The sequence below is a fragment of the Micrococcus sp. 093350064-1 genome (assembly GCF_053627955.1).
Window position 1 is genome coordinate 1 of the sequence record NZ_JBSEYU010000013.1, and the last position, 20,403, is coordinate 20,403.

Here is a 20,403-nt window from a genome sequence, read left to right on the forward strand (position 1 = left end):
CGGAAGCTAAGGCCCACAGCGCCGATGGTACTGCAGCCGGGAGGTTGTGGGAGAGTAGGTCGCCGCCGGACATTCTTTGAGGGAGGGCCTCGCACCGTTGGGTGCGAGGCCCTTCCCGCATTTCTGGACTGTTTTCCCCGCAAGGACGGTCTGCCACAGGCTCCGGGCACTAGCCTGGTCCCCTGAGGACCCGGCCGCGAGGCCGGCACATGAGGAACAGAGACCGCGTTCCCGCGGACCGTCGCGGCGTGACGCCCAGGAAGGACACCATGGCTGAGGACACCCCCCGAGAGCGCCGCGAGGACCGCGGATCCGAGGGCCGCGGGCCCCGTGGTGGCGGTGATGGCCGGCGTCGTGGTGGTGACCGCGACGGACGTCCTCGCAGCGGTGCCGGTGACCGGCGCCGCTCCGGCGGGCCTCACGAGGACCGGCGGCGCGGCCCGGGCCAGGGGGGCGGACGCCCCGAGCGCCGCGGTGCGCCGACGGGCCCTCGTCGCGAGGACCGCGCCGAACGACCCGCGCACAATCCCGGTGACCTCCGAGCGGCGAATCGTGCGGACCAGGAGCGCTCTCCGGACATCGACCCGGACGTGACGGGCCAGGAGCTCGACCGCGGCACGCTCAAGGAGATCAACGGCCTTGACGAGCGTCCTGCCAGCTGGGTCGCCAAGCATCTCGTGATGGCCGGCCGCTACCTGGACGTCGACCCGGCGCTGGCGTTCCAGCACGCCCTCGCCGCGTCCCGCAAGGGCGGCCGCCTCTCACGCGTGCGCGAGGCAGTCGCGCTCACCGCCTACGCGGCGGGGGAGTACGCCGACGCGCTGCGCGAGTTCCGCACCTACCGGCGTATGACGGGCGATGACACCCACATCGCCGCGCAGGTGGACAGCGAGCGTGCCCTCGGCCGCACGGAGAAGGCCCTGCAGCTGGCCGCCGAGGTGGATGCCTCGCGTCTGGACCGGGCGGCGCGGGCCGAGCTGGCCATGGTCGTCTCCGGCATCCGCGAGGATGCCGGCGACCTTCAGGGTGCCCATGAGGCCCTGCAGATCCCGGAACTGGACCGGCGGCGCGGCTACCCCTTCTCTCCCCGGCTGTTCCAGCGTCAGGCCGACGTGCTGCTCGCCCTGGGGCGCCGCGACGAGGCTCGGCTCTGGGCGCGTGCCGTGCGCGTCGCGGAGAAGGCCCTCGGCGTGGGCGGGTTCGCGGACCCGGAGATCATCGACGTGGACACCGAGCCGGTCGAGGACCCCCGGGACCGCCGCCCGTCCCCCCGCGAACGGCGCCACGAGCGGTATGCGGCCGAGGCCGGTGCGGAGCCGACGGCGGACGGATCCCCGGCCGAGGAGCCGGAGGCCGCCACGGAGCCGACCGAGGCGCCCCGGCCGGAGGCCGCCGCAGAGCCGCCGGCCGCCGTCGACGCGCCGGACGAGGTCGACCCGAACCAGCTGTCGCTGTTCGACGCCCTCGAGGCCCCGGAGGCGGACGAGCGGTGAGCGCCACGTTCTTCGCCGGTCACGACGGGCTGCTGTGCGACCTGGACGGCGTCGTCTACGCCGGAGGCGGCGCGATCGCCGGGGCGGTCGAGACGCTGTCGACGCTGCAGGAACGGGGCGTGCCGGTCGGGTTCGTGACGAACAACGCCTCCCGCGCGCCGGAGTCTGTGGCCGAGCATCTCCGCACGCTCGGGGTGCCCGCGCAGGCGGGGCAGGTCTTCGGCTCCGCACCGGCGGGCGTCGACCTGCTCGAGGAGACGCTCGGCCGCCGCACCGGCCGGGTGCTCGTGGTCGGCTCGGCGTACCTGCGCGCCGTGGTCGAGGAGCGGGGCTACGAGGTGGTCGCGTCCGCGGCGCAGCGTCCCGACGCGGTGATCCAGGGCTTCGACCCCGGTCTCGGCTGGGCCGATCTGGCGGAGGCGGCGTACGCCGTGCGCGCCGGGGCCACCTGGGTCGCCACCAACCTGGACACCTCGATCCCGCGCGCGGAGGGGATCGCCCCCGGCAACGGGGCCCTCGTCGAGGCGGTGGGCCGGGCCACCGGCACCGCGCCCGTCGCGGCGGGCAAGCCCGAGCCACGACTGTTCCGGACGGCGGCCGAGGCCCTCGGCCTGGCCCGTCCCCTCGTGGTCGGCGACCGCCTGGACACGGACATCCGCGGCGGCAACGCGGCGGGGTTCGACACGGTGCTCGTCCTGACCGGCATCGACACGCGCGAGACCGCGGCCGCCGCCCCCGGGCCGGACCGGCCCACGTGGGTCCGTGCGCACCTGCCCGCTCTGCTCGCCGGCGGGGCCGAGGCCTTCGCGGACCCACGGCGTGGCTGAGACCGCACGCGCCGACGTCGCCCTGGCCGCCCGGGGCCTGGCCCGCTCCCGCACGGAGGGCGCGGCGCTCATCCGCGCGGGGCAGGTCCTCCTCGACGGCCGCCCGGTGCGCCGGCCCTCCGACCGCGTGGCCGCCGACGCCACGCTGCGCCTGCGCGACCCGGGCCCGCGGTACGTCTCCCGTGCGGCCCACAAGCTCGTCAGCGCGCTCGAGGCATTCCCGGACGTCGCCGTGGCCGGCCGCCGGGCGCTCGACGCCGGGGCCTCCACCGGCGGATTCACCCAGGTCCTCCTCGAGCGGGGCGCCGAACGGGTGGCCGCCGTCGACGTGGGCCACGACCAGCTGGCCCCGCCCGTCCAGGCCGACCCCCGCGTCCTCGTGCGCGAGGGGCTCAACGTCCGCGACCTCAGGGCCGAGGACATCGACGGTCCGGTGGACCTGGTGGTCTCCGACCTGTCCTTCATCTCGCTGCGCCTCGTCCTCGCCCCGCTCGCGGGCGTGTGCCGACCCGGCGCGGAGCTGCTGCTCATGGTCAAGCCCCAGTTCGAGGTCGGGCGGCGCGCCCTGCCGCGCTCCGGCGTCGTCACCGATCCGGACGCCCGCCGCGACGCCGTCGCCGGGGTGGCCGCGGCCGCGCTGGGCGCCGGCCTCGCCCCCCGCGGCCTCACCCGATCCGGCCTGGCCGGCCAGGACGGGAACGCCGAGTTCTTCCTGCGGCTCCACCGCCCCGACGCCACCGCGGCCGACGACCCGGCCGGCAGGACGAGCCCGGCCACGCCCGCCGACGAGCGCGCCGCCGGGTGGGTCCGGGGCGCCCACATCGACTGGTCCTGACCCGCGTCCGGGGGGGCGCCGCCCGTCCACGGGCGCGGGGCCACCGGTTCGCGTGTCCGATCTCGTGGCTATCCTGGAGCGCAGTGCCCGGCACCCCGGCTCGCGGAAGGAACCATGCCCTACACCCCCGGACGTCGTGTCCTCGTCCTGACCCACACGGGCCGCGAGGACGCCATCAGCGCGGCGCTGCAGGCCACCCGCATGTTCGCGGAGGAGGGCCTGGTCAGCGTCATGCTCGAACAGGACGTGGCCGCCATCCGCGCGGCCGCGGGGGACCCCCCGGAGTTCGCGCCGGAGGCCCTCGGGGTCGACTGCGAGCTCGAGGACATCACCCTCGGCCTCGTCCTCGGCGGCGACGGCTCGGTGCTGCGGGCGGCCGACTTCGTCCGCGGCCACAACGTGCCACTGCTGGCGGTGAACCTGGGCCACGTCGGCTTCCTCGCCGAGTCCGAGCGCACCGACCTGCACCGCACCGTCCAGGCGATCGCCTCGGAGTCCTACGTGGTGATCGAGCGCATGGCCCTGGACGTCGTCGTGCTCGTGGAGGGCCGCGAGGTGGCCCGCACGTGGGCCCTCAACGAGGCCTCCGTGGAGAAGTCCCACCGGGAGCGGATGCTCGAGGTGGTCGTCTCCGTGGACAACTCGCCGCTGACGGCCTTCGGCTGCGACGGCGTCGTCCTGGCCACCCCCACCGGCTCCACCGCCTACGCCTTCTCCGGCGGGGGCCCCGTCGTGTGGCCCTCCGTGGAGGCCCTGCTGTGCGTGCCCATCAGCGCCCACGCCCTGTTCACCCGCCCCCTCGTGGTGGGTCCGCGCTCCACGATCGGCGTGGACGTGCTCACCCGCACCCGCGAGACCGGTGTGCTGTGGTGTGACGGCCGGCGCACCGTCGAACTGCCGCCGCAGGCCCGGATCGAGGTGTCCCGGTCGGCGGAGCCGGTGCGCCTGGCCCGTCTCAACCCGACGCCCTTCGCGGAACGGCTCGTGCGCAAGTTCCGGCTGCCCACGGACGGCTGGCGCGGCCCCGTCACCGCCCAGGAGCGGGCGGGCGTGCTCCACGCGGTGGAGACCGTCGAGCCGCGGCACGCGGGGCCGCGTCCCGACGTCGTCGAACCGGCCACCATGCCGCTGTCGGTGCTCTCGCCCGCGGACATCCAGCGCCACCGCGACCGCGGGGCGCGTCACCCCGGGGAGGACGCATGATCGACCATCTGAGGATCTCGGGGCTCGGCGTGATCGGCGAGGCCACCGTGGACCTGGACCCCGGCTTCACCGTCGTCACCGGCGAGACCGGCGCCGGCAAGACCATGGTGGTCACCGCCCTGGGCCTGCTGCTCGGCGCTCGCGCCGACGCGGGCGCGGTCCGCCGGGGCTCGTCCCGTGCCGTCGTGGACGCCGGCGTCCGCCTGCCCGAGGCGCACGCCGCGCTCGCCCTCGCCGAGGACGCCGGGGCCGTGCTGGACGAGGCCGACGAGGGCGTCCGGGAGCTCGTCCTGAGCCGCAGCGTCACGGCGTCCGGGGAGGGGACCCGCTCGCGCGCCGCCGCCGGCGGGCGGACCGTGCCCGTCGGCCTGCTCGCCGAGATCGGGGCGACCCTCGTGGCCGTGCACGGCCAGAACGACCAGGTCCGCCTCCAGGGCGCCGACGCCCAGCGGCACGCCCTCGATGCGTTCGGCGGCGCCGAGCTCGCCGCGGCCCTGCGCGCCTACCGCGCGGACCACGCCGCCTGGACCGCCGCGCGTCGGGAGCGCGAGGAGCTCACCGCCCACCGCCAAGAGCGGGCCCGCGAAGCCGAGGCGCTCCAGCGCTCGCTCGAGGAGATCGACCTCGCCGAGCCGCAGGAGGGCGAGGACGAGGAGCTGCGGGCTCTCATCCGCCGGCTCGAGGACGTCGAGGAGCTGCGCGCCGCCTCCGGGGAGGCACACGCCCGACTGGCCGGCCCCGACGTGGACACGATGGACGAGACCCCCGGCGCCGTCAGCCTCGTGGAGGCGGCGCAGCAGGCCGTGCTCGCCGCCCCCGGCGACGACCCCGAGCTCGCCGCCGCGGCCGCGCGCCTGGCCGAGGCCGCCGTCGTGCTCACGGACATCGCCGGCGACCTGGCCCGCTACACCGCTGACCTGGACGCCGACGCGGCCTCCGACCTCGACGCGGCCCAGTCGCGGCTGGCCGAGCTCACACGACTGCAGCGGCTCTACGGGCCGGAGCTCGCCGACGTGATCGACTGGGCCCGGACCCAGCGTCCGCGCCTGGACGAGCTGCAGGGCGACTCCGGCCGCCTCGAGGAGCTCGAGGCGGAGGTCGACCGGCTCGACGCCGCGCTGCGCGAACGGGCCGCGACCCTCACCGCCCTGCGCACCGCGGCCGCCGAGCGGCTCGAGACCGCGGTGACCGAGGAGCTGCACGCCCTGTTCATGCCGGACGCCTCCTTCCACGTGGGACTGACGCCGGTCGCCGGGGACGGTCTCGGCCCGTACGGCGCTGAGGACGTCACGCTCGCCCTGCGCCCCCACGCGGGCGTCGAGCCCCGGCCCCTGGGCCGCGGCGCCTCCGGCGGCGAGCTCTCCCGCGTGATGCTCGCCCTCGAGGTGGTCCTGGCCGCCACGGACCCGGTGCCCACCTTCGTGTTCGACGAGGTCGACGCCGGCGTGGGCGGTGAGGCCGCCGTGCGGATCGGGGCCCGCCTGGCCCGGCTCGCCCGCCACGTGCAGGTCATCGCCGTGACGCACCTGCCCCAGGTCGCCGCCTACGCGGACCGGCACGTGCGGGTGGAGAAGAACTCGGACCCGGCCGCGGGTGTGACCACCTCCGACGTCGTGACGCTGACGGCCGACGAACGGGTCGAGGAGCTCGCCCGCATGCTCGCCGGGCACGGGGACTCCGCGGCGGCCCGCGAGCACGCCCGGGAGCTGCTCGAGTCCTCCGCCCGCGAACGCGGCTGACCCGGTCCGCGGACGCCGCCCCGACATGAAAGGATCGCCCCATGCCTGAGATCCCCGCGTCCGCGGGACGCTCGCCCCTGCGCGACCTGCACGTCCCCCGCCCGGTGAAGAAGTCGAAGACCGTCTACGAAGGCCGAGTGTGGGACATCGCCCGGGAGTCGTTCCGCCTGGACCCGGCGGACAAGTCCCAGGATCCCCTGACCCGGGAGCTGATGGTGCACCCGGGCGCCGTGGCGATCCTCGCGGTCCGCACCAAGCTCACCACCACCGGCCCCCGCGAGCAGGTGGCCCTCGTCCGCCAGTACCGCCACCCCGTGGGCATGGAGCTGTGGGAGATCCCGGCGGGCCTGCGGGACGTGGACGGGGAGGACCTCCACCAGGTCGCCGTCCGTGAGCTGGCCGAGGAGGCCGACCTGCGCGCCCTCGAGTGGCACACCCTCGTCGACTACTACACGACCCCGGGCGGCTCCAGCGAGGCGATCCGCGTGTTCCTGGCCCGTCAGATCGAAGAGATCCCCGACGGCGAGCGGCACACCCGGCAGGACGAGGAGGCCGCCATGCCGCTCGTGTGGGTCGGCGTCGACGAGGTGACCGACGCCGTCCTGGATGGGCGCGTGCACAACCCCTCCACGGTCGTGGCGATCCTCGCCCTGTGCGCCCACCGCGCCCAGGGGTGGCGGCGCCTGCGCCCCGTGGACGCCCCCTTCGTCCCGGACCGCCACGGCCCCGGGGCGGACTGGCCCGCGTGAGCACCGACCCGGCCGCCCGGGGGAGCGGCGAGGCCGAGGCCCGTGGGGGCCGGGGCGCGGAGTCCGCGCTCGCGGCCCCGTTCCGCCGCCACCTGGAGCACCTGGCCGTCGAGCGGGGCCTCGCCGCGAACACGCTGGCCGCCTACCGCCGCGACCTCGAGCGCTACCGCCGCTGGCTCGAAGCCCACGGGGTGCGCGCCCCCGCCGACGTCGACCCCGGCCACGTCTCCGGCTTCCTGCGGGCGCTGGGCACCGGCGAGGACGGCGGGCGGCCCCTCGCGGTCCGCTCGGCGGCCCGCGTGCTCGCGGCCGTGCGCGGCCTGCACCGGTTCTGGGCCCTCGAGGGACTCACGCCCGCCGACCCCGCCCGCGACGTCCACCCGCCGAAGCCGGGCGACCGCCTGCCGAAGGCGCTCCCCGTGGAGCAGGTGACGGCGCTGCTGGAGGCCGTGCCCGTCGACACCCCCGCCGGACTGCGGGACCGCGCGCTGCTCGAGTTCCTCTACGGCACCGGCGCCCGCATCTCCGAGGTGGTCGGCCTCGACGTCGACGACGTGGTGGGGCTCGCGCAGACCGGGGACGACGGCGGCCAGCCCGTGGTCCGCCTGTTCGGCAAGGGGTCCAAGGAGCGCGTGGTGCCGATCGGCTCCTACGCGGCCGCCGCGCTCGACGCATGGCTGGTGCGGGGACGGCCCACGATCATGACGGGAGTCACACGCTCCACGCCCGCCCTGTTCGTCAACGCCCGCGGGGGCCGGCTCTCCCGGCAGTCCGCGTGGGCCGTGCTGAAGCGGGCGGCCGAGCGCGCCGGCCTCGAGGCGGACGTCTCGCCCCACACCCTGCGCCACTGCTTCGCCACGCACCTGCTGGCCGGCGGCGCGGACGTCCGCGTGGTCCAGGAGCTGCTCGGGCACGCGTCCGTGACCACCACGCAGGTGTACACCCTCGTCACCGTGGACTCCCTGCGCGAGGTCTACTCCGCCGCGCATCCGCGCGCGCGCTGAGCCCCGCACCTGATACGCTCAAAATCCGTGGTGAAACGAACTTCTCGTACTCAGACGTCCACGCGCGTCACCCGTCACGTGTTCGTGACCGGCGGTGTCGCCTCCTCCCTCGGCAAGGGGCTCACGGCCTCCTCGCTCGGCCACCTGCTCAAGGCGCGCGGGCTCAGGGTGGTGATGCAGAAGCTCGACCCCTACCTCAACGTGGACCCGGGCACCATGAACCCGTTCCAGCACGGCGAGGTGTTCGTCACCGAGGACGGCGCCGAGACGGACCTGGACATCGGCCACTACGAGCGCTTCCTCGACGAGGACCTCGACGGCCTGGACAACGTGACCACCGGCCAGGTGTACTCCACCGTGATCGCCCGCGAGCGCCGCGGCGAGTACCTCGGGGACACCGTCCAGGTCATCCCGCACATCACCGACGAGATCTGCCGCCGGATGCGCCTGCCCGCGGAGCCCCGCGGCGACCGCCCCGCCCCGGACGTGATCATCACGGAGATCGGCGGCACCGTCGGCGACATCGAGTCGCAGCCCTTCCTCGAGGCCGCCCGCCAGGTCCGCCAGGACGTCGGCCGCGACGACGTCTTCTTCCTGCACGTCTCCCTCGTGCCGTACATCGGCCCCTCGCAGGAGCTCAAGACCAAGCCCACCCAGCACTCCGTGGCCGCCCTGCGCTCGATCGGCATCCAGCCGGACGCGATCGTGCTGCGCTCGGACCGGGCCGTCCCCGACGATGTCCGCGGCAAGATCGCCCGCATGTGCGACGTCCCGCAGGACGCCGTCGTCAACTGCGCCGACGCCCCCTCCATCTACGACATCCCCCGCGTCATCCACGACCAGGGCCTCGACGCCCACGTGGTGCAGTCCCTGGACCTGAAGTTCAAGGACGTGGACTGGACCGCGTGGGATGCCCTCATGGACGCCGTGCACCACCCGGAGCACGAGCTCACGGTGGCGCTCGTGGGCAAGTACGTGGACCTGCCGGACGCCTACCTGTCCGTCACCGAGGCGCTGCGCGCCGGTGGCTTCGCCCACCGGGCCAAGGTGGGCATCCGCTGGGTGGCCGCGGACGAGTGCGCCACCCCCGAGGGCGCGGCGGTGGCGCTCGCGGACGTCGACGCCGTGTGTGTGCCCGGCGGCTTCGGCGTGCGCGGGCTCGAGGGCAAGCTCGGCGCGCTGCGGCACGCCCGCGAGCAGCGGATCCCGACGCTGGGTCTGTGCCTGGGCCTGCAGTCCATGGTCATCGAGTACGCCCGCAACGTCCTCGGCCTGGAGGACGCGGACTCCACCGAGTTCGACCCGGAGACCGCCTCGCCCGTGATCGCCACCATGGCCGAGCAGGAGCAGATCGTGGCCGGCGAGGGGGACCTCGGCGGCACCATGCGCCTGGGCGCCTTCCCCGCGACCCTGCGCCCGGGCTCCGTGGTGGCCGAGGCCTACGGCACCACCGAGGTGACCGAGCGCCACCGCCACCGCTACGAGGTGAACAACGCCTACCGCGACCGCCTCGAGGAGGCCGGTCTCGCGATCTGCGGCACCTCCCCGGACGGCGCCCTCGTGGAGTTCGTGGAGCTGCCCCGGGACGTGCACCCGTACTACGTGTCCACGCAGGCCCACCCGGAGTTCTCCTCCCGGCCGACCCGCCCGCACCCGCTGTTCGCCGGCCTCGTCGCCGCCGGCCTGGCCCGCCGCGCCGACGCGGCGGCCCGGCGCTGAGGGGCCGACGACCGGCCCGACACAGTGGTCACGACACGCCGTCGCCGCGCCCGGCACGCGGCGTGTCGTGACCACTCTGCGAGGGCGTCGCACCGATGACGACACGACGACGGCGGGCCGCCCCACCCGGGGCGACCCGCCGTCGTCGTGCACGCGGCACCGCGCCGCGAGCGAATGGGGCGACGTGTCGGAGGTGATCTGCGTCTACACCTCCGACAAGTCGCCCCGACCGCCCCTCACGAGGCTCAGCCCGCCGGCAGCTCCCGCTGCTCGGGGCCGTCGTAGGCCGAGAGCGGGCGGATCAGCGCGTTCGCGGCGCGCTGCTCCATGATGTGGGCGGTCCAGCCGGTGATGCGTGAGGCGATGAAGATCGGCGTGAACAGCTCGGTGTCGAAGCCCATGAGGTGATACGTCGGGCCGGCGGGGTAGTCGAGGTTCGGCTTGATCTGCTTGGCCTCGTCCATGGCCTGCTCCAGACCGTCGTACAGGCCGAGCATCTCCTCGCGGCCGTAGTGCTCGATCATCCGGTCCAGTGCGGCCTTCATGGTGGGCACGCGGGAGTCGCCGTTCTTGTAGACGCGGTGGCCGAAGCCCATGACCTTCTTCTTCTGGGCCAGGGCGTCCTCCATCCATGCCTTCGCTCGGGCGGCGGCGTCCTCACGGGACTCCTCCTTCCGGATGCCGATCTCGTCGAAGGTGTGCATCACGGCCTCGTTGGCGCCGCCGTGCAGCGGGCCCTTGAGCGCGCCGATCGCACCGGTCACGGCCGAGTGCAGGTCGGAGAGCGTCGAGGTGATCACGCGCGCGGTGAAGGTCGAGGCGTTGAACGAGTGCTCGGCGTACAGCACCATCGAGACGCGGAACGCGTCCACGACCTCCGGGGCGGCCTCCTCGCCGAACGTCATCCACAGGAAGTTCTGCGAGTAGTCCAGGTCCTCACGCGGCTCCACCACCTCCTGGCCGCGGCGACGGCGCTGGTCGTAGGCGACGACGGCTGGGAACGCCGCGAACAGCGCCTGGGCCTTCTCCAGCTCGGCCTCGGGGGAGGAGTCCTCCGCCTTCGGGTGGTTCGCGCCGAGCACGGACACGGCGGTGCGGCCGACGTCCATGGGGTGGCAGTCGGTGGGCAGCAGGTCGATGGCCTGCTTCACCTTCGGGTCGAGGGCACGGTGGGTGCGCTCGAAGCGCTCGAACGCGGTCAGCTCCTCGTCCGTGGGCAGCTCACCCGTCCAGAGCAGCAGCGCGACGGCCTCGAACGGCAGCTGCGCGGCCAGGTCCTGCACGGGATAGCCGCGATACAGCAGGGAGTTCGTCTCCGGGTTGACCTTGGAGATCGCCGTGGTGTCCACGACGACGCCGGCCAGGCCCTTCTTGATCTCGGTCTCGGTCATGGTGTCCCTCCTCGGGGAGTGGGGCCCGCCCGCGCACGGGCGGGCCCGGTGACGGGTCAGAGGTCGGCGTGGTTGGCGCCGATGTCGAGCGTGGGCACGTCGAAGTTGAAGATGCCCGTGTCGAAGGCGTTGTAGCCCTCGTAGTCCACCAGCTCGTACAGGCGGGCGCGGGTGAGCATCTGCTCCACCTGCGACTGCTGGGTGCCCTCCTCCTTGATGGCGTGGAGCACGCGCTCGGCGGCGCCCATCGCGGAGCGCAGCAGGGTGACCGGGTAGATCACCATCGCGACGCCGGCGTCGGCCAGCTGCCGGCGGGTGAACAGCTCGGACTTGCCGAACTCGGTCATGTTCGCCAGGACCGGGACCCCGAGGGGCTCCAGCTCGCGACACACGGTCTCGAACTCGCCGATGTCCTTCAGGGCCTCCGGGAAGATCGCGTCCGCACCGGCCTCCACGAGCGCCTTCATGCGGGCGATCGCGGCGTCCAGGCCCTCCACGGCACGCAGGTCGGTGCGCGCCATGATGAGGAAGTTCGGGTCCCGGCGGGCATGGACGGCGGCGGCGATGCGCTTGACCGCGGTGTCGAGCTCCACCATGTTCTTGCCGTCGAGGTGGCCGCACCGCTTGGGGTTGAACTGGTCCTCGATGTGGCAGCCGGCCAGGCCGGCGTTCTCGAACTCCTGCACCGTGCGGGCCACGTTCATCGGCTCGCCGAAGCCCGTGTCCGCGTCGATGAGGCACGGCAGGTCCGTGAGGCGGGCGATCTGCCCGCCGCGCACGGCCACCTCGGTGAGCGTGGTCAGCCCGACGTCGGGCAGGCCCAGCTCGTTCGCGAGCACGCCGCCGGAGATGTACACCCCGGGGAAGCCCTTCTCCTGGATCAGCTTGGCGGTCAGCGGGGTGAACGCGCCCGGGAACTGCTGGGCGCCGCCCTGCTTCAGGGTCTGCCGCAGGTCGATCCGCTTCTGTTCGGCCGTCTTCGTCGAGTACAGCATCAGAACAGGCCCTTCGGGGCGGCGGCGAGGTCGGCCTCGGACAGGAACGCCGGGTCCGCCAGGATGTTCAGCTGGTCCAGCTCGCCGGGCTGCAGCTCGGCCACGCGCTCGGCGGCGGCCAGGAAGCGGTCCTGCTCCTCCTTCGAGACGATGCCCTCGGCCAGGGTGCGGAACTTCTGGATGTACTGCTCGCGGGCGAACGGCCGGGCGCCGAGCGGGTGGGCGTCGGCCACGGCGATCTCGTCGGTGATGACGGTGCCGTCCTTGAGGGTGATCTCCACCGCTCCGCCGAACGCCTTCTCCGCGAGGTCCAGCGAGTGGTAGCGGCGGGTCCACTCCGGGTCCTCCACGGTGGTCACCCGGTGCCACAGGGCCACGGTGTCCTCGCGCTGGGCGCGCTCGGGGGCGTAGGAGTCCACGTGGTGCCAGGAGCCGTCCTGCAGGGCCACGGTGAAGATGTAGGGGATCGAGTGGTCGAGGGTCTCGCGCGAGGCCGTCGGATCGTACTTCTGCGGGTCGTTGGCGCCCGAGCCGATCACGTAGTGGGTGTGGTGCGAGGTCTTGATCAGCACCGACTCGACGTTCGCCGGGTCGGTGGCCTCCGGGTGCTCCCTGTGGAGCTTGCGGGCCAGGTCGATCCAGGCCTGGGCCTGGTACTCGGCCGAGTGCTCCTTGGTGTAGGTGTCCAGGATGCCGCGCTTGGGCTCGCCCTGCTCGGGCAGCGGCACCTCGTAGGAGGCGTCCGGGCCGTCCAGCAGCCAGGCGATCACGCCGTCCTCGCCCTCGTAGATCGGGACGGGGGAGGTCTGGCCGCGCATGGCGCGGTCCACGGCCTCGACGGCCATCTTGCCGGCGAACGCCGGGGCGTGGGCCTTCCACGTGGAGATCTCGCCCTTGCGGGACTGGCGGGTGGCGGTGGTGGTGTGCAAGCCCTGGCCGATGGCCTGGAAGATGGTCTCGGTGTCCAGGCCGAGCAGGGTGCCGATGCCGGCGGAGGCGGAGGGGCCGATGTGGGCCACGTGGTCGATCTTGTGGCCGTACAGGTTGATGGACTTCACGAGGTCCACCTGGATCTCGTAGCCGGTGGCGATGCCGCGGATCAGGTCCTTGCCGGAGCGGCCGGTGTGCTGGGCGACGGCGAGGATCGGCGGGATGTTGTCGCCCGGGTGGGAGTACTCGGCGGCCAGGAACGTGTCGTGGTAGTCCAGCTCGCGGACGGCCACGCCGTTGGCCCATGCGGCCCACTCGGGGGAGACCTTCTGCTCCACACCGAACACGGAGGCGCCCGCACCGCCGGTGGAGACCGGGTGGGACAGGGCCTGGGCGCGGGCGGCGACGATCGGGCCGCGCTTCAGCGAGGCGACCGCGACGGAGGCGTTGTCGATGATCCGGTTGATGATCATCTCCTCGACCTCGGGCAGCACCTCGACGTCGTCGACGGCCACCTCGGCCAGCTTCCAGGCCAGCTGGTCCTTGCGCTCGAGGTTCTCCTCGGAGCGGTGCACGCGCACGTGACGGTTCTTCATGGTCGGTCTCCTTCGGTGGGGGTCAGCAGGGTCGGGGTCTCCTCGGCGCGGCCGCGCCGGGTCAGATGGTGGAAGGCGTGGTGCAGGTGGACCCGCGTGGTCGCCTCCGCGAGGTCTGCGGCGCCCGAGCCGACGGCGTCGGCGATGTCCGCGTGCTCCGCGGCGGAGGCCGCGAGGCGGGCCGGGTCGTCCGCGGCCAGTCGGCGCAGGCGCGCCAGGTGCAGGCGCAGGGTGCGCAGGGTGGAGACGAGGTAGGGGTTCGCGGCGGCCTCGTCCAGCCGGCTGTCCAGCTCGGCCGTCATCGCGTAGTAGTCCGCCGGGTCGGTCCCGCCGCGCAGGGCCGCCTCGGCCTCCTGGAAACGGCCCGCGAGGACCGTGAACCGCTCGGCCGCCTCCGGGGTGGCCCGCTGCGCGGCCCGGCGCGCCAGGAGGGACTCGAGGGCGATGCGCAGGTCGAACAGCTGGTCCGCCTGTTCGAGGGACAGGTCGGCGACGACGATGCCCCGGCCCGGGGCCTGCTCGGCCAGGCCGTCGGCCACCAGGCGGGAGAGCGCCTCGCGCAGAGGGGTGCGCGAGATGCCCAGGCGCTCGGCCTGCTCCACCTCGCCCAGGCCCGCGCCCGGAGGGAGGGACCAGTCGAGGATCTCCGCCCTCAGGGCCTGGTACGCCCGCTCACTCGCTCGCATGCCGCCAGTGTATACACAACAGTCCCGCCGAGGGCAGGGGGTGTGTCCGATGCGCGTGCCGGGCGACGCCGTCCACGGGGAGCGTCGTCCGGCGTGCGGGGGCTGGGTGGTGCGTCCCCGGCGCGGGTCTCGCGCGTGCCGCCACGCCTCACTGACGGGGCACGAAATGTATACAGATCCCTTGCCCCCTGTGATCCACGGCACTACCCTGGGCGCATGGCGACCCACGATGCCCCCGCCGAAGACCGCCCCTCCGGCGCGTACGCCGACGCCCACGCCCGCTCCCTCCGCGACCCCGAGGGGTTCTGGCTCGACGCGGCGCGCGCCATCGACTGGACCGTCGCGCCCACGCGCGCCCTCGACGACTCCGCCGCGCCTCTGTACCGCTGGTTCCCGGACGGCGAGCTGAACACCGCCTTCAACTGCCTGGACCGGCACGTCGAGGCGGGCCGCGGGGACGCCGTCGCGCTGATCCACGACTCCGCGATGACCGGTGAGGTCACCCGCTACACGTACGCCGAGCTCACGGACGCGGTGGCCCGCCTGGCCGGCGCCCTGGCCGCGCGCGGCGTCGGCAAGGGCGACCGCGTCCTCGTGTACCTGCCGATGATCCCGCAGGCCCACATCGCGATGCTGGCGTGCGCGCGGCTCGGCGCGGTGCACTCCGTGGTCTTCGGCGGCTTCGCCCCGCGCGAGCTCGCCTCCCGCATCGACGACGCCGCCCCCGACGTCGTGCTCACCTGCTCCGGCGGCATCGAGCCCAAGCGCCGGGTCGAATACCTGCCCGCCGTGGCCGAGGCGCTCGAGACCGCCGCGCACCCCGTGCGCACGGTGCTGGTCCACCACCGCGAGGGCTTCGAGACCGCGCTCGCGGACGCCGACGGGCGCGGGGGCGCGAGCTGGGAGGACTGGGGCGAGGCCGTCGCGGCCGCCGAGCCGGCCGACTGCGTCCCGGTGCAGGCCACCGACCCGCTGTACGTGCTCTACACCTCGGGCACCACGGGCAAGCCGAAGGGCGTCGTCCGGGACAACGGGGGCCACGCCGTCGCCCTGCGCTGGACCATGGAGCACATCTACGACGTCGGTCCGGGGCAGGCGATGTGCACGGCCTCGGACGTGGGCTGGGTCGTGGGGCACTCCTACATCGTCTACGGCCCGCTGCTGGCCGGGGCCACCACGGTCATGTACGAGGGCAAGCCCGTGGGCACGCCCGACGCCGGCGCGTTCTGGCGGCTGATCGAGGACCACGGCGTGCGCTCCTTCTTCACGGCCCCCACGGCGCTGCGCGCGATCCGCCGCGCCGACCCCGAGGGCGAGCTGCTCAAGGACCACGACCTGTCCTCCCTGCGGCACTTCTTCGCCGCGGGCGAGCGCCTGGACCCGGAGACGCAGCGGTGGATCGAGGGCCTGCTGGGCATGCCGGTGATCGACCACTGGTGGCAGACCGAGACCGGGTGGGCTATCGCGGCGAACCCGGTGGGCCTGGAGCAGCTGCCGGTGAAGATCGGCTCGTCCTCGGTGCCCTCGCCGGGCGTCGATCTCGTGGTCCTGGACGGCCTGGGCGAGCCCGTGCCCGCCGGGACCGAGGGCAACATCGCCCTGCGGCTGCCGCTGCCCCCGGGCACCCTGCCCACCCTGTGGGGCGACGACCAGCGCTACATCGACTCCTACCTCAGCGCGTTCCCCGGCCATTACGCGACCGGTGACTCCGGCGTCGTGGACGAGGACGGCTACGTGTTCGTGCTCGGCCGCACCGACGACGTCATCAACGTCTCCGGGCACCGGCTGTCCACGGGCGTCCTCGAGGCCGCCCTGGCCGCCCACCCGGCGGTGGCCGAATGTGCCGTGATCGGCATCGCGGACCCGCTCAAGGGCCAGCGGCCCTCGGGCTACGTGGTCCTCAAGTCCGGCGTCGAGACGCCCGAGGCCGGCTCCGAGGCCGAGGCCGCGCTCCTGGACGAGCTGCGTCAGGCGGTGCGCCGCGAGGTGGGCCCGGTGGCGGACTTCCGCGACGTCGTCGTGGTGGACGCGCTGCCCAAGACCCGCTCGGGCAAGATCCTGCGCAAGACCATGCGGCAGATGGCCGACGGCGAGGAGTACGCGGTTCCCTCGACCATCGAGGACCCCGCCGTGCTCGAGGCCCTGGCCGGGGTGCTGCGCCCGGCCCGCTGAGCCCCGCTCACGTGCGGCCGGCCCAGCGGTACTCCTGCTCGGGCCGGCCGCGGCCGCCGTGCCGGGCCGAGCGCCGCACCCGGCGGATCCGCTCGAGGTGCTCGAGGTAGCGCCGGGCCGTCACACGGGAGATGCCCAGGCGCTCGCCCACCTCGGCCGCACTCAGGGCGGTCTCCGGATCCGCCCCCAGCAGGTCCATCACCTCGCGCAGGGTGCCCTCGGTCAGCCCCTTGGGCAGGGCCTCGGCGCGCCGCTCGCGGGAGACGCGGAAGACGGCGTCCACCTGCTCCTGGCCGTCGAGGGCGCCGTCGCCGGCCAGCATCGCCGCGGCGGCGCGGAACCCGCCCAGCCGGTCCGCGAACTCGTCGAAGCCGAACGGCTTCACGAGGTACTGCGTCACGCCGTACGCGACGGCCCGGCGCACCACCGGCAGGTCGGTGGCCGCGGTGAGCGCCAGCACCCCGCCGTGGAAGCCGGCCGCGCGCAGTTGGCGCAGGAAGTCCAGGCCGTGCCCGTCGGGCAGGTTCATGTCCAGCAGGACGACGTCGAACGGGAAGCGCCCGTCGGCGTGCAGGCCCGCCGCGGCGACCTGCCGTGCGGCCAGCAGGGAACCGGCCACCGCGGCCACCTCGAAGCCCGGCAGCCGGTCCAGGTGCGCCACGTAGGTCTCGGCCGTCAGCTGCTCGTCCTCGACGACGAGCACCCGGTACGGGCGGGCGGTCATGTCTCCTCCTGGGGTGTGGGCTCGCGGGGCACCTCGACGGTGAACACGGTGCCCGAGTCGGTCGCGACGTCCACGACCCCGCCGGCCTCCTCCGCGATCCGCCGCGTCAGCCACAGCCCCATGCCGCGTCCGGCGGCGCCGACGGGCTTCGTCGACCAGCCCCGGTCGAAGAGCCGGCGGCGGTCCGCGTCGGAGGGTCCGGGGCCGCCGTCGGCCACCTGCACCACCAGGCCCGCGGCGTCCGAGACCACTTCGACGTCGACCCACCGGTCTGCCGCGGACAGGTCCGGTGCGGCGGCGGCGTCGAGGGCGTTGTCCACCAGGTTGCCAGCACGGTCAGCAGGTCGAGCGGGCGCAGCGGGGCGGGCGCGGTCAGCTCGGCGGACCAGGTCAGCGCCACCCCCCGCTCACGCGCCTGGGCGGCCTTCGCGTCGAGCAGGGCGGCGAGGACGTCGTCGGAGGCCTCCTCGTCCGCGGCGCGGCGGGACAGCACGGCCCGGGCCGTCTCCAGCCGGCCCGACTCGACGAGGGCGAGGGCGGTGTGCAGCTGGTTGGCGTGCTCGTGCGTCTGGGCGCGCAGCGCCGTGGTCAGGGTGTGGGCCACGGTGAGCTCGTCGCCGAGCCGCTGCAGGTCGGTGCGGTCGTGCAGGACGAGCACGCGCGATCCCGCCGGGGCGGTGGTCACGCCCTCGCGGGCGGCCGCGGCGAGGGCCGTCGGCGGGACCGACCCGCCGGGGTCGGAGCGGCCGGGCGCCCGCACGACACGCTCCTGCACCACGAGGACCCGACCGCCGACGGCGAGGCTCGCCTCACCGCCGACCGCGCCCGGCAGGGCCGCCGAGAGCTCGGTGGGCAGTCGAGGCTCGCCCGCGCCCTCCCAGCCGAGCAGGCGCGCGGCGGCGTCGTTGTGCAGGCGGACCCGCCCGTCCGGGGCGAGGACCACGACGCCGGCCTCGAGCGAGTCCATGGCCGTCTCCGCCAGCAGGAACTGCTCGGCGATCTGCTCGGGGCCGCGTCCGAGCGTCACCCGGTTCAGATACCGGCCCACGAGCCAGGCGACGAGCAGGCCGACGGCGGCCACGGCGGCCGAGCCGAGCAGGATGCCGGGGATCTGGGCCTGGGCCATGATGGCGACATCGGAGATCTGCACGCCCGTCGTGACCACGCCCAGGACGGTGCCGTCCTCCGGGTCCACGACCGGCGCGAGCGCGCGCACCGAACGGCCCGCCGCACCGGTGCTCGAGAGCTCCACGACGGTGTCCCCGGCGACGACGGCGTCCACCGGCCTCGGGTAGCGGACGCCGACCTGCTCGGGGCGCCAGCTCGCCAACCGCATCCCGTCCGGGTCCATCACGGTCAACCACGAGACCTGCGCCTCGGCGATCCAGCCGTCGATCCCGGCCTGCAGGGCGGGGGCGTCGCCGGCCCGCAGGGCCGAGACGAGCGCGGGGTCGCGCGCCACGAGGGTGGTGACGCCCTGCACATGGCGCTCCTCGACGCGCTGGGCCACCTCGCGGGCCTGGAGGTAGGCGCTCCACACGCTGAACAGGGCGATGGCCGCCACGAGCGCCACGTGGACCACGGCGATCCGCCGGGCGATCGACCACGGGTGGCGCATGCCTCTCCTCCCTCGGGCCGGCGACGCGCCGGTCCACCCCCACGATCCTGCAGTCCGTCGGCCGCCGTGACCACTATGACCGCAATCGTGACCGACACCACCCGGGGCCGCGAGAGTGGTCACATCCCTCCCGCGCCGCTGCGGACCGCTCGGCGGCGCCCCACCACCGCACAGAACGGAACGCCCGATGGCGCACACCCCACCGGCCGAGACCTCGGCCCCGCCGGCCCCGGCGACGAAGAAGGACCGCACCCACTGGCTGTACATCGCCGTGATCGCCTCGGTGGTGCTGGGCGCCGCCGTCGGCCTGCTCTTCCCCGAGTTCGGCAAGTCCCTCAAGCCGCTGGGCGACGGCTTCGTCTCCCTCATCAAGATGATGATCGGCCCGGTCATCTTCTGCACGATCGTCCTCGGCGTCGGCTCGATCGCCAAGGCCGCGACCGTCGGCCGCGTGGGCGGCATCGCCCTGGCCTACTTCATGACGATGTCCACGTTCGCGCTGGCCGTCGGCCTCGTCGTCGGCAACCTCATCCACCCCGGCGAGGGCCTCAAGCTGACGCCCTACGACCCGAACAAGCCCCAGGCCGCGGCGGACGGCACCGTCCAGTTCCTGCTGGACATCATCCCCGGCTCCCTGCCGGTGCTGCCCACCCTGTTCATCGCCCTGCTCGTGGGCTTCGCCCTGCAGCAGATGGGCCCGGCCGGCGCCCCGCTGCTGCGGGGTCTCACCCTGATCCAGGGCGTCGTGTTCCGCATCCTCATGATGGTGATGTGGGTCGCCCCGATCGGCGCGTTCGGTGCGATCGCCGCCGTCGTCGGCTCCACGGGCTGGTCCGCGATCGGCGCCATGGCGCTGCTCATGGGCGCCTTCTACCTGACCTGCATCGCCTTCATCGTGGTGGTGCTCGGCACCGTCCTGAAGGTCGTGACCGGCCTGAGCATCCTGTCCCTCATGAAGTACCTGGGCCGGGAGTACCTGCTCATCTTCGCCACCAGCTCCTCCGAGACCGCCCTGCCCCGCCTGATCGCCAAGATGGAGCACGCCGGCGTGGACAAGTCCGTCGTGGGCGTGACCGTGCCCACCGGCTACTCCTTCAACCTGGACGGCACCGCCATCTACCTGACCATGGCCGCGCTCTTCGTCTCCAACGCGATGGGCGCGGAGATGAACCTCGGCGAGCAGATCGGCCTGCTGGTATTCATGATCATCGCCTCGAAGGGCGCGGCCGGCGTCACCGGCGCGGGCATGGCCACGCTCGCCGCCGGCCTGCAGGCGCACCGACCCGAGCTGCTCGGCGGCATGGGCGTGATCGTGGGCATCGACAAGTTCATGTCCGAGGCCCGCGCCCTGACCAACTTCACCGGCAACGCCGTGGCCACGCTCCTCATCGGCCGCTGGGTGGGCGAGCTCGACGGCGAGCGTGCCCGGCGCGTCCTCAGTGGCGAGCTGCAGTTCGACGAGGCCACCGTGGCCGGCCACGACGGCGCCGCGCACGACCCGCAGCAGTCCCCGACGATCGCCGAGCAGGCCTACGAGGGCCACCCCGACTCCAGCCTGAACTTCACCATGGCCGCCGACGGCGACCGGAACCCCACCCGCTGACGGAGGCGGCGGGCCCGCGCGGCACGCCGCACCGTCGACCACCGGCGACGCCGGGGATGAGCCTGGACACCGGCCCGTCCCCGGCGTCGCCGTCGTCCCGGGAACGCCAGGCACTAGGG

General features: G+C 74.1%; 16 protein-coding genes, 1 rRNA gene and 1 pseudogene. 11 read left to right on the forward strand and 7 right to left on the reverse strand.

Features of this window, described 5'->3' with window-relative positions:
* From rrf to ACUW6W_RS10935, 9 genes are all read left to right on the forward strand, one after another.
* Positions 1–71, forward strand: a 5S ribosomal RNA gene (rrf, locus tag ACUW6W_RS10895); the annotation flags it as partial.
* Between the two features lie 519 nt (positions 72–590).
* A complete protein-coding gene (locus ACUW6W_RS10900) occupies positions 591–1,493 on the forward strand; it encodes a hypothetical protein (protein ID WP_223247459.1) in 903 nt (300 codons plus the stop codon).
* The gene (locus ACUW6W_RS10905) at positions 1,490–2,320 is read left to right on the forward strand and encodes an HAD-IIA family hydrolase (protein ID WP_049147786.1); all 831 of its coding nucleotides are present in this window, start codon (positions 1,490–1,492) and stop codon (positions 2,318–2,320) included. The genes ACUW6W_RS10900 and ACUW6W_RS10905 overlap by 4 nt, the downstream gene beginning before the upstream one ends.
* Entirely contained in the window at positions 2,313–3,155 is an 843-nt protein-coding gene (locus tag ACUW6W_RS10910) for a TlyA family RNA methyltransferase (RefSeq protein WP_073117428.1), read from the forward strand. The genes ACUW6W_RS10905 and ACUW6W_RS10910 overlap by 8 nt, the downstream gene beginning before the upstream one ends.
* A 114-nt stretch (positions 3,156–3,269) precedes the next feature.
* Positions 3,270–4,358, forward strand: a complete 1,089-nt coding sequence (locus ACUW6W_RS10915; RefSeq protein ID WP_036383271.1) for an NAD kinase — start codon at positions 3,270–3,272, stop codon at positions 4,356–4,358.
* The gene (recN, locus tag ACUW6W_RS10920; protein WP_036383274.1) at positions 4,355–6,097 is read left to right on the forward strand and encodes a DNA repair protein RecN; all 1,743 of its coding nucleotides are present in this window, start codon (positions 4,355–4,357) and stop codon (positions 6,095–6,097) included. The genes ACUW6W_RS10915 and recN overlap by 4 nt, the downstream gene beginning before the upstream one ends.
* Before the next feature lie 41 nt (positions 6,098–6,138).
* Positions 6,139–6,846: an NUDIX domain-containing protein gene (locus tag ACUW6W_RS10925; protein ID WP_101966169.1), complete on the forward strand. Its 708-nt coding sequence runs from the start codon at positions 6,139–6,141 to the stop codon at positions 6,844–6,846.
* Entirely contained in the window at positions 6,843–7,850 is a 1,008-nt protein-coding gene (gene xerD / locus ACUW6W_RS10930; RefSeq protein ID WP_101966168.1) for a site-specific tyrosine recombinase XerD, read from the forward strand. Before ACUW6W_RS10925 ends, xerD begins: the two co-directional genes overlap by 4 nt.
* A gap of 9 nt (positions 7,851–7,859) precedes the next feature.
* Positions 7,860–9,569: a CTP synthase gene (locus tag ACUW6W_RS10935; protein ID WP_080695883.1), complete on the forward strand. Its 1,710-nt coding sequence runs from the start codon at positions 7,860–7,862 to the stop codon at positions 9,567–9,569.
* 245 nt (positions 9,570–9,814) lie between these two features.
* Here the strand turns inward: ACUW6W_RS10935 and ACUW6W_RS10940 are convergent, their stop codons facing one another.
* Genes ACUW6W_RS10940 through ACUW6W_RS10955 form a run of 4 tightly spaced genes read right to left on the reverse strand, consistent with a single transcriptional unit; the run spans position 9,815 to position 14,167 of the window.
* A complete protein-coding gene (locus ACUW6W_RS10940; RefSeq protein ID WP_036315727.1) occupies positions 9,815–10,960 on the reverse strand; it encodes a bifunctional 2-methylcitrate synthase/citrate synthase in 1,146 nt (381 codons plus the stop codon).
* Positions 10,961–11,016: 56 nt separating this feature from the next.
* The gene (prpB, locus tag ACUW6W_RS10945) at positions 11,017–11,955 is read right to left on the reverse strand and encodes a methylisocitrate lyase (RefSeq protein ID WP_036315724.1); all 939 of its coding nucleotides are present in this window, start codon (positions 11,953–11,955) and stop codon (positions 11,017–11,019) included.
* Positions 11,955–13,481, reverse strand: coding sequence for an MmgE/PrpD family protein (locus ACUW6W_RS10950; protein ID WP_144786674.1), 1,527 nt, complete (start codon positions 13,479–13,481; stop codon positions 11,955–11,957). Before ACUW6W_RS10950 ends, prpB begins: the two co-directional genes overlap by 1 nt.
* On the reverse strand, positions 13,478–14,167 hold the full coding sequence (locus ACUW6W_RS10955; RefSeq protein WP_020628108.1) for a GntR family transcriptional regulator: 690 nt from the start codon (positions 14,165–14,167) through the stop codon (positions 13,478–13,480). The genes ACUW6W_RS10950 and ACUW6W_RS10955 overlap by 4 nt, the downstream gene beginning before the upstream one ends.
* Positions 14,168–14,383: 216 nt before the next feature.
* Between ACUW6W_RS10955 and ACUW6W_RS10960 the strand changes: the two genes are divergently transcribed.
* On the forward strand, positions 14,384–16,339 hold the full coding sequence (locus tag ACUW6W_RS10960) for an AMP-binding protein (protein WP_036315720.1): 1,956 nt from the start codon (positions 14,384–14,386) through the stop codon (positions 16,337–16,339).
* 7 nt (positions 16,340–16,346) lie between these two features.
* On the opposite strand, the gene ACUW6W_RS10965 is transcribed toward ACUW6W_RS10960, so the two are convergent.
* The 3 genes and pseudogenes from ACUW6W_RS10965 to ACUW6W_RS10975 all read right to left on the reverse strand — a co-directional run.
* Positions 16,347–17,063, reverse strand: coding sequence for a response regulator (locus ACUW6W_RS10965; protein WP_063189207.1), 717 nt, complete (start codon positions 17,061–17,063; stop codon positions 16,347–16,349).
* Complete coding sequence (locus ACUW6W_RS10970; protein ID WP_250202786.1) at positions 17,060–17,383, reverse strand: ATP-binding protein; 324 nt, start codon at positions 17,381–17,383, stop codon at positions 17,060–17,062. Before ACUW6W_RS10970 ends, ACUW6W_RS10965 begins: the two co-directional genes overlap by 4 nt.
* 590 nt (positions 17,384–17,973) lie before the next feature.
* Positions 17,974–18,948: pseudogene (locus ACUW6W_RS10975) on the reverse strand (cache domain-containing protein); the annotation flags it as partial.
* Here ACUW6W_RS10975 and ACUW6W_RS10980 point away from each other — a divergent pair.
* On the forward strand, positions 18,869–20,284 hold the full coding sequence (locus ACUW6W_RS10980) for a cation:dicarboxylate symporter family transporter (RefSeq protein ID WP_454180180.1): 1,416 nt from the start codon (positions 18,869–18,871) through the stop codon (positions 20,282–20,284). The pseudogene ACUW6W_RS10975 and the gene ACUW6W_RS10980 sit on opposite strands and share 80 nt — an antisense overlap.
* Positions 20,285–20,403 lie beyond the last annotated feature (119 nt).